The following is an 11,616-nucleotide window of genomic DNA, read 5'->3' as shown; positions in this document are numbered from 1 at the left end:
GCGATGAGAGGCCGCAAGGGCTCGAAAAGCTGCGCCTCAGAAGAAGGCCTGCAGGCCGGTCTGCGCGCGGCCCAGGATCAGCGCGTGCACGTCATGGGTGCCCTCATAGGTGTTCACCGTCTCGAGGTTGACCATGTGCCGGATCACCTGGAACTCCGCCGAGATGCCGTTGCCGCCATGCATGTCCCGCGCCATCCGCGCGATATCCAGAGCCTTGCCGCAATTGTTGCGCTTGATGATCGAGATCATCTCGGGCGCGGCCTTGGCTTCGTCCATCAGGCGACCGACCCGCAGCGCGGCCTGAAGGCCCAGCGAAATCTCGGTCTGCATGTCGGCGAGCTTCTTCTGGAAGAGCTGCGTCTGCGCAATGGGCTTGCCGAATTGCTTGCGGTCGAGCCCGTATTGACGCGCGCCGTGCCAGCAGAACTCGGCCGAACCCATGACACCCCATGCAATGCCGTAGCGCGCGCGGTTGAGGCAGCCGAACGGACCTTTCAGCCCTTCGACATTAGGCAGAAGCGCGTCTTCGCCCACTTCCACACCTTCCATCACGATCTCGCCCGTGACCGAGGCGCGCAGGCTCAGCTTGTTGCCGACCTTCGGCGCGGACAGGCCCTTCATGCCCTTTTCCAGCACGAAGCCACGGATCTTGCCGCCATGGGCTTCGGACTTGGCCCAGACCACGAACACATCAGCGATGGGCGAGTTCGAAATCCACATCTTCGAGCCGGTGATCTTGTAGCCGCCGTCGATCTTTTCGGCCCGCGTCTTCATGCCCGCAGGATCGGAGCCCGCATCGGGTTCCGTGAGGCCGAAACAGCCGATCCACTCGCCAGAGGCCAGCTTCGGCAGGTATTTCTGGCGCTGCGCCTCGGTGCCATAGGCGTAGATCGGATACATCACGAGCGAGGATTGCACCGACATCATTGATCGGTAGCCGGAATCCACGCGCTCGATCTCGCGCGCGACGAGGCCGTAGGACACGTAGCCCGCGCCAAGCCCGCCATATTCCTCGGGGATCGTCGTGCCCAAAAGGCCCATCTCGCCCATCTCTCGGAAGATCTCAGGCTCGACGGTCTCATCCTCATAAGCCTTGATCACGCGCGTCTGCAGCTTTTCCTGCGCATAGGCACGGGCGCTGTCGGCGATCATGCGTTCATCTTCCTCGAGCTGATCGCTGAGGCGGAAGGCATCTTCCCAGTCGAATGCGCCAAGGTTGGGGGCGTCCTTGGCCTTGAGTTCCGGCGTCTCTGTCAGGTCTTTCATCGCACGTCCTCCTAAATCGGTTGCCTTGTTCTTACCTTGCGCCCATGGCAACAAAAAGCGACATTACCTCAAGAACCCATGCACGAGACGCAAGTATCCCCCCTGTCGCGGCGTCTGTTGCCGCCATTGACCGCGCTCCGGGCGCTCGAAGCGCTGGATCGGCTGGGCACGGCGTCCGCTGTCGCGCGCGAGTTGGACCTCAGTCAAAGCGCAATCTCGCGGCAGATCAAGACGCTGGAGGAACAGCTCGGCCTGACGCTCGTGAACCGCGAGGGGCGCGCGCTGGCGCTGACGCCCGAGGCGCAGGATTACGCCGCCGAAGTACGCGCGGCCTTGAAGCGCATCGCGCAGGCCTCCCTGACGCTTCGGATGCCCTCGAAGGCAGGCGCCTTGTCGCTGTCGATCCTGCCCTCCTTCGGGATGCGATGGCTGGTGCCGCGTCTGCCCGATTTCACCCGGCGCCACCCGGAAGTGACGATCTCCTTCACAACGCGGCTTCGCCCGCCCGATTTCAGTGCGGAGCCTTTCGATGCCGCTGTGGAGTTCGGGGCCGCTGCCCGACCCGGCACGGAACGACTGTTTCTCCGGCCAGAGCGTGTGCTGCCCGTGGCAGCGCCCTCGCTGCTGCCCGATGGTCCGGTCGCGCTGGCGGCGCTGGCCAAGCTGCCGCTTCTGCATATCGACACCCGACCCACCGCCTGGGAGGATTGGTTCGCCGCCCAGGGTGCAGGCCAGGGCGCCCTGCCCGGCACCAGTTTCGACCAGTTCACCACGATCCACGAAGCCGCCCTTCACGGGTTGGGGGTCGCACTGCTTCCGGATTACCTCATCGAGGAGGACCTCGCCCGCGGCCCGCTCATCCGCGCGACGAATGCACCGCCCGCGACGCTGGGGGCCTATCACCTGGCCTGGCCTACGGACCGGCCCGTCACCCCCGCGCTCAAGGCTTTCCGCGACTGGCTGGCCAACACGGCCGAGGGTGAAGACGACCGTCTACCGCGTTGATCCTATTCAGGTAATGCAAAAACCTGGCCGGGATAAATCAGGTCCGGATCGCGGATCTGGTCGCGATTGGCCTCGAACACCTTCACGAAAAGCGGGCCCTCGCCGTAGCGCTCCCGCGAAATGCCCCAAAGCGTGTTGCCGGGCTGGACAGTGACCGCAAAGACAGGGGTTTCAGCCTCGGCGCTGGCCGCATCGAGCGCGGCGCGGCTTTCCCGTTGGAACGGGCTCTCGATCCGGGCAATCACCCTGCCCTCAGCATCCACCCGGTCAAGCCGAAGCGCGTAGACCCCGGCCTCCGTCCCGGCGAGATCGGTCTGCCACCGCCCGCTATCTCCCACATCCGTCAGCACGATTTCCTGGTTGTCGAGATAGACGCGAAGGCTGCCATTCGGGCTCGCCCGCCCGGTCAGGACCACCTGCCCCGCCGCATCGTAGGAAATGCTGTCTAGCGCCACGAAATCCCCTTCGGGGGGCGTCGCCGGATCGCTTGCGGGCTGGACGATTTCGACGCCCTCGGGGCGCGAGATCAGAACCGCCGAAGGGCTTGCCTGCGCGTCGTCCGGTGCTGTGTCCGTCGTGACCTGGACATCGGGTACGGCAATGGGGTCCGGAGGAGACGGCGGCGCCCTGTCGGGTTCCGCACGTCCAGCACCTTCGGAAGATAGCGCGACCTCTTCGGTCTCATCTGCTGGTGCGGGGGGATCTTGGGCAGGAGCAGAACCGGCATCCGCGCGCTCTGTCTCACCGCTTTCGCCGTCATCGGAAATGGTAGCAACGTCCTCACTCGTGTCCGTGGTTGTCTGGGCCTCATCGTTCTTAGGAGATGGAGCCGCAGGCCGCGCCGCATCCGGTTCTGCACGCGCGACCGCAACACGCGTGCGCGGTGCGAGGATCACCTCGGCCTCCGCCATAACCGGCCCATCAGGCCCCTCCGCCGACACTTCCAGAACACGCGCGTCGGCACTCGTTCCGAGATCCAGGAACAAAACGAAATTTCCAGACGAATCAGCGTTTTCGGTGGCGATGTGGACACCATCGACCGTCACGCTGATCCGGATACCGGGATCGGCGCGCCCGGCGATGACCGCGCTTCCGTCGCGATCCACACGCACGATGTCGATGCTGGGCGCGGTCGGACCTGTCTCCTGCGGGTCCTGTGACGCGCTTTCGGTCTCGGTGGCGGCAGGAGCTACCGACGGGGCGGCCTCCGACGCCTGGGTATCAATCGGTTGGCCCTCGTCAGGCGGCGCTTGCGGCGCGTCGCGTTCAGCCTCCGTGCTCGCCTCTTCCGACCCCACAGGCTCCGGGACGGGTGCGGTCTGGGCCGCCTCATCCACCGACGTTTCAGGTGGCGCCGTCCCCTCGGCGGGACGGGCCGGGACGGCAGCGGCAGCCTCCGTCGCGTCGGCCTCTTCCGGCAGGTCAGGAGCAAGCCGTCCTGTCGCGTAAAGCGCCAGCAGCGACACCCCGAGCACGGCGGCGATCCCCGCCACGATCCCGCCGGGGCCACCTGTAAAGGCGAGCTTTTTCATAAACGTCCGCATCCCCATCGAACGGCTGACCCTGACGGCCAGCGCTATTGCGACACTATATCAACGCGCGTATTCAGGTCAAAAGCCTTGCCACATCCGGAGTGCGCCCATGCCACAGGCCTCAATCTGCGTCTATTGCGGTGCCCGTGACGGGGCACGTCCCGAATATGCCGAAACGGCGGAGGCGCTCGGTCGGGCCATCGGCGCGGAAGGCTGGCGGCTGGTCTATGGTGCGGGCGATGTCGGGCTGATGGGGCGCGTTGCCCGCGCGGCGCAAGGCGCCGGGGCCGACACGTTCGGGGTCATTCCCGACCACCTAGTGAAATGGGAAGTCGGCAAGCGGGACCTGACGCGCTTCGTGGTCACCGAGACCATGCATGAGCGCAAGAAGGTCATGCTGATGAATGCCGATGCCATCGTGGTTCTGCCCGGCGGTGCCGGCACGCTCGACGAGTTCTTCGAGGTGCTGACCTGGCATCAGCTCGGACTGCATGACAAGCCCATCATCCTCGTGAATTCAGGCGGTTACTGGACCAAGCTCATCCAGCTTCTGGATTATGTCGTGGGCGAAGGCTTCGCAGGCGCGGATACCCGTGCGGCGGTTCAGGTCGCCGATGATGTGGGTGGCGCCATCGAAGCCTTGCGCCGCTTCCTGTCATCGCGGAGCACCGCGGTCGAATAGATCGCCAGCGCCGCCCAGATCAACGCGAAGGAAACCGCGTGCGCGGCGCCGAAAGGTTCACGAAAAATCGCAACAGCCACAAGGAATTGCAGCGTGGGGTTCAAGTATTGGATGAGCCCCAGCGTCGCCATGGAGACGCGCTGCGACGCATAGCTGAACAGGATCAGCGGCACGGAGGTCAGCGGTCCCGACAGCATCAGAAGGAAGCTGATCCCCCAATCCTGGCCGAAGATCCCGGTCCCGTCGATCGCATGCAGCTTGAACAGCCAGCCAGCCGAGAGCGGCAGCACCAACAGCACCTCCCCCGCCACGGACATGACCGGCCCCATCTTCAGGCGTTTCTTGGCCACGCCATAAAGCCCGAACGAGACCGCGATGGTCAGCGCGTACCATGGTGGATGGCCCAGACGCAGGGTCAGGATCGCGACGGCGATGGCAGCCAAGGCGACGGCCACGGCCTGCAACCGGCCAAGCTTTTCGCCGAAGGCGGCCATGCCGAACAGCACCGCCACAAGCGGAAAGATGTAATAGGCAAGGCTCGCTTCGGTGGTGCGACCGTTCTGGACCGAAAGGATGAACAGAAACCAGTTCACCGCGATCACGGCGGCGGCAAAGGCCATCGCAAGGAAGGTACCCGGATCGCGAAGCCCTTCGAAGAGCGCCCTCAACCGGCCTTGGATGCCGAGATAGAGAACGAAGAAAATGAGCGCCCAAAAGGTGCGATGGGCCAGGACTTCGAGCGTCGGAACATCCGCCAGAAGCTTGTAATAAAGCGGGGAAAGGCCCCAGAAGGCGCAACACAGCACCATCGCGATGACGCCCGCCCTATGCCCATCCATATCCGTCTTGTCCGTTCGCTGCTGTCTGCGCAAATCACTGGCAGAGCGTGCCGCCAGACGCAACGAAGGCCCGGGCTTGCGCAAAGCAACCGGGCCTTCGGTGATCGCGATATCCGCCTGAGCGTTACATCTCGGCCAAGGTGTCGCGCAGAAGGGTCTCGATCTTGTCGAGCGGATGGTTCGTCAGGGTCTTGTCGACCTCCGCCACGACTTTCGAGCTGACCTCTTCGTGCAGATCGTCGCGCAGCTCACCCAGAACATGCGGAGGGGCCACGAGGACGATCTTGTCAAAGGCGCCCTTATGCGCCTGTTTGTAAAGGATATCCGACAGATCCTTCGCGAAGCGGTCCTTGGCCAGTTCGTGCCAATCCGTGTCGTCCAGTGCGGAGCGCTGGCCCGCACCGCCGTCATTCATGCGACCCGGACGATTTGCGGATTGCTCCATGTCCGAGGGATTGTCCTGCTCCTCAAGACGGACGACGTACAGATCCGGGTTTTCCGCATCCACGTCATTGCGCAGGAAAAGCGCCTTCTCACCGTCGGCGATGAGGACCCAAGTGCCGTTGTCGATGCGGGCCATTACACCTTCTCCTTGTCGCCGCTTCCGTCCTGATCTTGCGCCTTGGGTGCGGTGCGCCCGTTGGAGGTTTCATCAACCGCCTTTTCTTCGTCGCGGGTGCCGACCTTGCGGGCCATCGCGCCGCCACCGCGGCCACCCTGGCTGGGCGCCTGGTCGAGGTTTTCGGGCTTCTGGCCAAGGATTTCTTCTGTCTCGCGGACGCCATCCTTGGATTTGATGCGGTCTGCCATGACTGTCTCCTTTGCTGTATTACGTGTTCAGAATATCAACGCGAGCTGGGCCGTGATGTTCCTCTGGCTGTGCCGAATTTCACCGAAACATACGAAAACGCCCCGGGGGATACCCGGGGCGAAATCACGTTCTCACAATGCCTTACGAGGCGTTCCTCAGGCGATCAGGCCTTGGACAGGCGCTCCGCCACGTTTTCCCAGTTCACCAGGTTTTCCAGGAAGTTGTTGAGGTAGGCCGGACGCTTGTTGCGGAAATCGATGTAGTAGGAATGCTCCCAGACATCGACGCCCAGCAGTGCCGTCTGACCGAAGCAAAGCGGGTTCACGCCGTTCTCGGTCTTGGTGACCTTCAGCCCGCCATCGGTGTCCTTCACGAGCCATGCCCAGCCGGAGCCGAACTGACCGGCACCCGCGGCGGCGAAGTCTTCCTTGAACTTCTCGACCGAGCCGAAGCTTTCGGTGATGGCGTTTTCCAGCTCTGTCGGCATCGCCACATTGTCGGGCGACATCATTTCCCAGAACTGGTTGTGGTTCCAGTATTGCGAGGCGTTGTTGAAGATGCCGCTCTGCGCGACCGCCTTCGGGTCATAGGTGCCCTTGATGATCTCTTCGACGGACTTGCCTTCCCACTCGGTGCCGGCAATCGCCTTGTTGCCGTTGTCGACATAGGCCTTGTGGTGGATGTCGTGGTGAAACTCGAGCGTTTCCTGCGACATGCCCTTGGAGGCCAGTGAATCGTGGGGATACGGGAGGTCGGGAAGTTCGAAAGCCATGACAGTCCTCTTGGTTTGGTGATTAATCTGCGACATAGCGCCGTTGGTGCGCCGACAAGGCTCCGCGGTCAAGTCGCCCGTCCGGAGCCGTCACTGGGACAACTTTCTCGGGGCGCCGTTGTTCCACCGCCCCGCGCAGAGACTGCCACATGGACGCACCGCCCTTCCACAGGCGGTTTTGGCTTTTGATCGCGCCTGCGGAACGATATGCCGTCACTCAGGGAAGAATGGGGAGCAGGCATGATTGCCTTCTGGATCGTGAGCGTCGCCATGACGCTTCTGGTGGCCGCCTTGATCGGCCTGGCCTTGTTGCGCAGGCGGCGCGCGGACAATACCGGCGAGGCGTCTGATATCGGCGTCTATCGCGACCAGCTGCGCGAGGTGGACCGAGATCTCGAACGCGGCGTGATCGGCCCGGAGGAGGCAGAGCGCCTGCGCACCGAGGTGTCGCGCCGCCTTCTGAGCGCGGATGCCGCCGCTCAGGCCAAGGCCGCCCAATCGACCGAGCCGCGCGGCCTGACTTTGGCCATGGCAGTGCTGGTCCTGTCCTTCCTCATGGGCGCGAGCCTTTATCTTTACGCCAATCTGGGCGCGCCCGGCTACGGCGATCTGGGCCTCGCGGACCGCATCGCGCAGGCGGAGGAGGCGCGGGCAAACCGCCCCGATCAGGAAACCGCCGAAGCGCAGGTGCCCGCAACGGCGCCCACCGAGCCGCCCGCGCCCGAATACCTGGAACTCGTGGAGCGGCTGCGCAACGCGGTGGCCGAGCGTCAGGATGACCTTCAGGGCTTCCAGCTTCTCGCCCGGTCCGAGGCCGCGCTTGGCAATTACCGCGAAGCCTATCAGGCGCAGGAACGGATCATCGCGCTCAAGGGCGATGCGGCCACGGCGAAGGATTACGTCGATCTCGCGGACATGATGATCCTCGCCGCAGGCGGTTACATCTCGCCCGAGGCGGAGCGCGCGTTGCAGGCGGGCCTTGCACGCGATCCCGAGAACGGCGTGGCCACCTATTACGCGGGTTTGAGCTTTGCGCAGACCGGACGTCCCGATCGCGCCTTCCGCATCTGGGACGGCCTGCTGCGCCGCTCCGGCGCGGACGATCCGTGGGTCGCGCCCATCGCCAGCCAGATCGAGGAGATGGCCTGGCGCGCAGGCGTGAACGATTATACGCCGCCCCTGCCCGACCCATCCCTGCCAGACGCGCCCCTGCCCGGCCCGAGCGCGGATGACATGGATGCGGCAGGCGACATGAGCGCCGAGGACCGCGAGGCGATGATCGCGGGCATGGTCGCGCGCCTCTCGGACCGGCTCTCGCGTCAGGGCGGCACGCCCGAGGAATGGGCGCGTCTCATCACCGCCTACGGGGTTCTGAATGACACCGATCAGGCGCGTGCGATCTGGAACAACGCACAGGAAGTGTTCCTCGGCAATGAAGCGGCACTCGAAGTGGTCCGCGAAGGCGCGATCAGCGCGGGCGTTGCGCAATGATCCATGAAACCGTCGAGGACGCGGTGGAGGCCCTGCCGCCCATGCGCGCACTTGCGGGCCTCGATCTCGGCGACAAGACCATCGGCGTCGCGGTCTCGGATCGCCTGCTGTCCGTCGCCACCCCGCTCGAGACGATCCGTCGCAAGAAGTTTACCCTCGATGCCGAGGCGCTGATCGCGATCCTGACCGCGCGCGAGATCGGTGGCATCGTTCTGGGTCTGCCGCGCAACATGGACGGCACCGAAGGGCCGCGATGTCAGAAGACCCGTGCCTTTGCGCGCAATCTCTCGGGGCTCTGGGACGGGCCGATCACTTTCTGGGACGAAAGGCTGTCCACCGTGGCCGCCGAACGCGCCCTGCTTGAGGCCGATACGTCGCGCAAGAAACGCGCGGCCCTGATCGATCACGTCGCCGCCTCATATATCTTGCAGGGTGCGCTCGACCGAATTAGGCATATACGCCAGGGAAAGGGATAGGATCGACAATATGGCCGACCGGCAGACGCCGTCAGACAAGGTCTGGCGCCGGAACGAGATCGAAAGCCCGTGTGTGCAGACCTGCGTCGTCCATCCGGCCGAGCGGCTCTGTGTCGGCTGCCTGCGCAGCATCGAGGAAATCACCGGCTGGTCTCGCATGTCCGCCGAGGAGCGTCGCGCCATCATGGCCGAGTTGCCCTCGCGTGCGCCACGCCTGAAAAAGCGCCGCGGCGGCCGTCAGGCACGATTGACGCCCGACACCTGAGGGCGCCGGACGTCGAAGCTTTCGATAACTCACCTTCGCGCAGTCCTCAGACGGCCGTAACGGGCACCGTCTCCTCGGCAATGGTGACCACGTTCTCAAGCGTGAAATTGTTGGTGATGCCGTTCACGATCCGCACGATATCTACCGCATCGGCCCCCTCGCCGAGGCTGATGATCGCATCGGCGCCATCTGCCGTAACCGAAAGATCATCGGGTGAATCCTCCGCGCCCAGGAAGATCTGCAAGAGGTCCTCCTCTTCCCCGGAGGTGACGAAATCGGTGATCGTCGCGGTGTTCTCCGGCGCGGCTTCCCCATCCTCGCGCTGCAGGGACACGACGAAGGTGTCGCTCTCCGTGCCGCCGGTCAGCTGATCCTCATCGGCACCGCCATCGAGGATATCCGCCCCTGCACCGCCGCTGAGCGTGTCATTGCCATCGAGGCCCAGAACGGTGTCGTCGCCGTCATTACCGCGCACCACGTCGTCATTGGAGCCGCCCTCGACCAGATCATTGCCGTCACCCCCGTCGATCACGTCCTCACCAAGACCTCCAAGGAGGGAGTCGTCGCCTGAACCGCCAGTGATTGTGTCGTTCCCGACACTTGCATTGGCGGTATCGTTCCCGGCGCCGCCATCGAGGCTGTCATTGAATCCGCCGCCGATCAGCACGTCGTCGCCATCACCTCCTTCGAGCGTGTCGTCATGTGTACCGCCATCCAGCGTATCGTTTCCCGTGCCTCCCAGAAGAGTGTCTCGCCCTTCGAGCCCGAGAAGCTGATCGTCGCCATCGCCACCACTCAAAGCGTCATCATTCGCACCGCCATCGACCAAGTCAGCGCCCGCGCCGCCGTCTATGTCATCCTCACCAAGGCCGCCCTGAAGTGTGTCGTCGCCGTTCTCGCCCTTGAGCGTGTCGTCGCCGTCATTGCCCTTGATGGAATCGTCGCCATCGTCGCCGTCGATCACATCGTTGCCGGTGCCGCCCAGCAGGTCATCGTCATTGATCCCGCCATCGAGCACGTCGTTGCCGGGCCCGCCATCCAGCGTATCGAGGCCGCCCTCGCCCAAGAGGCTGTCGTCTCCATCACCGCCGGACAGCGCGTCGTTGCCCGAGCTTCCCTCGATGAAGTCATTCCCGCCGAGGCCACGGATGATATCGTTGCCGGAGCTGGCATCGAACCGGTCGTCTTCCTCCGTGAGGTCAAGATCGTCATCCACCCCGCCGGAAAGGGGCGGTTCGCCGATATCGGGGTCATCATTTCCGTTCGACGCGTTGTCGTCGTCGTCATCATCATCGTCGTCGCGAAAAACGAGCGTCGAAATAAGCAAAAACGGCAAAGCGCTCAGCAGCCAAATCATGAACCGATCCCCCGGGGCCATTATTAACGTGGCGATAATCCGGCAGAATTACAGGAATTCATAGCTTTAAGTGCTGTTGTTGCGGATGTGGAAACGAAGGCGTGAGACGGCCCGGATTGCGCCACATTTCCGCCATACTTGGCTCACGCCGCGTCGCGGGCCACCTGCATCTCTTCGAGCGCGCGGTCGATCAGCCGGCCATCCGCCTCCGGACGGGTCGCATTCTCCGACAGCACGCGCCGCCAGATACGCGCGCCGGGCCGGCCGGTGAAAAGCCCCAGCATGTGGCGTGTGATCTGGTGCAGCTTGCCCCCGCCCGCGATGTGATCCGCGATATAGGGTTGCATCGCGCAGGCCGCATCCTCGGGCGCAATGGGGGCGCGATCCTTGCCGTAAATCGCCCGGTCGGCATCGGCCAGAATATCCCACGGCCGGTGATATGCGGCGCGCCCGATCATCACCCCGTCGAGCCCTGCTTCGAGGAAGCCCTTTGCGGCGTCCAGCGTTTCGATGCCGCCGTTGATTGACACGTGCATGTCCGGGAAGGCCGCCTTCATGCGATGCACGAGGTCGTAATCCAGCGGAGGAATGTCCCGGTTCTCCTTGGGCGACAGGCCCTGCAGCCAGGCCTTTCGCGCATGCACCGTCACGCGCGTGCAACCCGCATCGCGGATCTGCGCAAGGAAGTCCGGAAGGACGGTTTCGGCATCCTGATCATCGACACCGATGCGGCACTTCACTGTGACCGGCACGTCCACGACGTCCCGCATCGCGCTCACAGCGCGCGCCACGGTTTCGGGCGCCTTCATCAGGACCGCTCCGAAAGTGCCCGACTGCACGCGGTCCGACGGGCAACCGCAATTGAGATTGATCTCGTCATAGCCCGATTCCGCCCCGAGCCGCGCAGCTTGGGCCAATTCAGCCGGATCGCTGCCGCCGAGTTGCAGCGCCAGAGGATGCTCGACGGGGGCGTGATCGAGCAGATGCAACGCCCCTCCCCGCACAAGTGCCGGGGCGGTGACCATCTCGGTATAAAGCAGCGTCTCGCGTGAGAGCACACGATGGAACACCCGGCAATGCCGGTCGGTCCAATCCATCATAGGGGCACAGGATAATCTAG

13 protein-coding genes are annotated in these 11,616 nt (G+C 64.1%); 5 read left to right on the top strand and 8 right to left on the bottom strand.

Annotated elements, in window-relative coordinates:
• Positions 1 to 36: 36 nt before the first annotated feature.
• Positions 37 to 1,266, bottom strand: a complete 1,230-nt coding sequence (locus tag FIV09_RS08985; RefSeq protein WP_172975669.1) for an acyl-CoA dehydrogenase — start codon at positions 1,264 to 1,266, stop codon at positions 37 to 39.
• Between the two features lie 78 nt (positions 1,267 to 1,344).
• Between FIV09_RS08985 and FIV09_RS08980 the strand changes: the two genes are divergently transcribed.
• Positions 1,345 to 2,271 (top strand): LysR substrate-binding domain-containing protein, encoded by a 927-nt coding sequence (locus FIV09_RS08980; protein WP_152449619.1) that lies wholly within the window; start codon positions 1,345 to 1,347, stop codon positions 2,269 to 2,271.
• 2 nt (positions 2,272 to 2,273) lie between these two features.
• On the opposite strand, the gene FIV09_RS08975 is transcribed toward FIV09_RS08980, so the two are convergent.
• A complete protein-coding gene (locus FIV09_RS08975) occupies positions 2,274 to 3,803 on the bottom strand; it encodes a LysM peptidoglycan-binding domain-containing protein (RefSeq protein WP_152449618.1) in 1,530 nt (509 codons plus the stop codon).
• Positions 3,804 to 3,912: 109 nt separating this feature from the next.
• Between FIV09_RS08975 and FIV09_RS08970 the strand changes: the two genes are divergently transcribed.
• Positions 3,913 to 4,485: a TIGR00730 family Rossman fold protein gene (locus FIV09_RS08970; RefSeq protein ID WP_152449617.1), complete on the top strand. Its 573-nt coding sequence runs from the start codon at positions 3,913 to 3,915 to the stop codon at positions 4,483 to 4,485.
• Here the strand turns inward: FIV09_RS08970 and rarD are convergent.
• The 4 genes from rarD to FIV09_RS08950 all read right to left on the bottom strand — a co-directional run bounded on the left by rarD (position 4,407) and on the right by FIV09_RS08950 (position 6,907).
• Positions 4,407 to 5,324, bottom strand: a complete 918-nt coding sequence (gene rarD, locus FIV09_RS08965) for an EamA family transporter RarD (RefSeq protein ID WP_254702337.1) — start codon at positions 5,322 to 5,324, stop codon at positions 4,407 to 4,409. The genes FIV09_RS08970 and rarD overlap by 79 nt on opposite strands.
• 124 nt (positions 5,325 to 5,448) lie before the next feature.
• A complete protein-coding gene (locus FIV09_RS08960; RefSeq protein WP_152449616.1) occupies positions 5,449 to 5,904 on the bottom strand; it encodes a host attachment family protein in 456 nt (151 codons plus the stop codon).
• Positions 5,904 to 6,134: a hypothetical protein gene (locus FIV09_RS08955; RefSeq protein WP_152449615.1), complete on the bottom strand. Its 231-nt coding sequence runs from the start codon at positions 6,132 to 6,134 to the stop codon at positions 5,904 to 5,906. Before FIV09_RS08955 ends, FIV09_RS08960 begins: the two co-directional genes overlap by 1 nt.
• 164 nt (positions 6,135 to 6,298) lie before the next feature.
• Complete coding sequence (locus tag FIV09_RS08950) at positions 6,299 to 6,907, bottom strand: superoxide dismutase (RefSeq protein WP_152449614.1); 609 nt, start codon at positions 6,905 to 6,907, stop codon at positions 6,299 to 6,301.
• A 240-nt stretch (positions 6,908 to 7,147) separates the two neighbouring features.
• Between FIV09_RS08950 and ccmI the strand changes: the two genes are divergently transcribed.
• Genes ccmI through FIV09_RS08935 form a run of 3 tightly spaced genes read left to right on the top strand, consistent with a single transcriptional unit; the run spans position 7,148 to position 9,139 of the window.
• Entirely contained in the window at positions 7,148 to 8,398 is a 1,251-nt protein-coding gene (gene ccmI, locus FIV09_RS08945; protein ID WP_172975668.1) for a c-type cytochrome biogenesis protein CcmI, read from the top strand.
• Positions 8,395 to 8,874, top strand: a complete 480-nt coding sequence (gene ruvX / locus FIV09_RS08940) for a Holliday junction resolvase RuvX (RefSeq protein ID WP_152449613.1) — start codon at positions 8,395 to 8,397, stop codon at positions 8,872 to 8,874. Before ccmI ends, ruvX begins: the two co-directional genes overlap by 4 nt.
• A 10-nt stretch (positions 8,875 to 8,884) precedes the next feature.
• On the top strand, positions 8,885 to 9,139 hold the full coding sequence (locus FIV09_RS08935; protein ID WP_152449612.1) for a DUF1289 domain-containing protein: 255 nt from the start codon (positions 8,885 to 8,887) through the stop codon (positions 9,137 to 9,139).
• 46 nt (positions 9,140 to 9,185) lie between these two features.
• On the opposite strand, the gene FIV09_RS08930 is transcribed toward FIV09_RS08935, so the two are convergent.
• On the bottom strand, positions 9,186 to 10,496 hold the full coding sequence (locus tag FIV09_RS08930) for a calcium-binding protein (protein WP_172975667.1): 1,311 nt from the start codon (positions 10,494 to 10,496) through the stop codon (positions 9,186 to 9,188).
• 143 nt (positions 10,497 to 10,639) lie between these two features.
• Positions 10,640 to 11,596, bottom strand: a complete 957-nt coding sequence (gene dusA, locus FIV09_RS08925; RefSeq protein WP_254702336.1) for a tRNA dihydrouridine(20/20a) synthase DusA — start codon at positions 11,594 to 11,596, stop codon at positions 10,640 to 10,642.
• Positions 11,597 to 11,616 lie beyond the last annotated feature (20 nt).

Source organism: Roseivivax sp. THAF197b (genome assembly GCF_009363255.1).
Lineage (GTDB): Bacteria > Pseudomonadota > Alphaproteobacteria > Rhodobacterales > Rhodobacteraceae > Roseivivax.
Note: the sequence above shows the minus strand (reverse complement) of the source record. Positions and strands in the feature narration are given on the sequence as shown.

Excerpts from the sequence above, each read along its gene's own strand:
- FIV09_RS08985 (WP_172975669.1), bottom strand. The coding sequence starts at position 1,266 with ATGAAAGACCTGACAGAGACGCCGGAACTCAAGGCCAAGGACGCCCCC.
- FIV09_RS08980 (WP_152449619.1), top strand. The coding sequence starts at position 1,345 with ATGCACGAGACGCAAGTATCCCCCCTGTCGCGGCGTCTGTTGCCGCCA.
- FIV09_RS08975 (WP_152449618.1), bottom strand. The coding sequence starts at position 3,803 with ATGAAAAAGCTCGCCTTTACAGGTGGCCCCGGCGGGATCGTGGCGGGG.
- FIV09_RS08970 (WP_152449617.1), top strand. The coding sequence starts at position 3,913 with ATGCCACAGGCCTCAATCTGCGTCTATTGCGGTGCCCGTGACGGGGCA.
- rarD (WP_254702337.1), bottom strand. The coding sequence starts at position 5,324 with ATGGATGGGCATAGGGCGGGCGTCATCGCGATGGTGCTGTGTTGCGCC.
- FIV09_RS08960 (WP_152449616.1), bottom strand. The coding sequence starts at position 5,904 with ATGGCCCGCATCGACAACGGCACTTGGGTCCTCATCGCCGACGGTGAG.
- FIV09_RS08955 (WP_152449615.1), bottom strand. The coding sequence starts at position 6,134 with ATGGCAGACCGCATCAAATCCAAGGATGGCGTCCGCGAGACAGAAGAA.
- FIV09_RS08950 (WP_152449614.1), bottom strand. The coding sequence starts at position 6,907 with ATGGCTTTCGAACTTCCCGACCTCCCGTATCCCCACGATTCACTGGCC.
- ccmI (WP_172975668.1), top strand. The coding sequence starts at position 7,148 with ATGATTGCCTTCTGGATCGTGAGCGTCGCCATGACGCTTCTGGTGGCC.
- ruvX (WP_152449613.1), top strand. The coding sequence starts at position 8,395 with ATGATCCATGAAACCGTCGAGGACGCGGTGGAGGCCCTGCCGCCCATG.
- FIV09_RS08935 (WP_152449612.1), top strand. The coding sequence starts at position 8,885 with ATGGCCGACCGGCAGACGCCGTCAGACAAGGTCTGGCGCCGGAACGAG.
- FIV09_RS08930 (WP_172975667.1), bottom strand. The coding sequence starts at position 10,496 with ATGATTTGGCTGCTGAGCGCTTTGCCGTTTTTGCTTATTTCGACGCTC.
- dusA (WP_254702336.1), bottom strand. The coding sequence starts at position 11,596 with ATGATGGATTGGACCGACCGGCATTGCCGGGTGTTCCATCGTGTGCTC.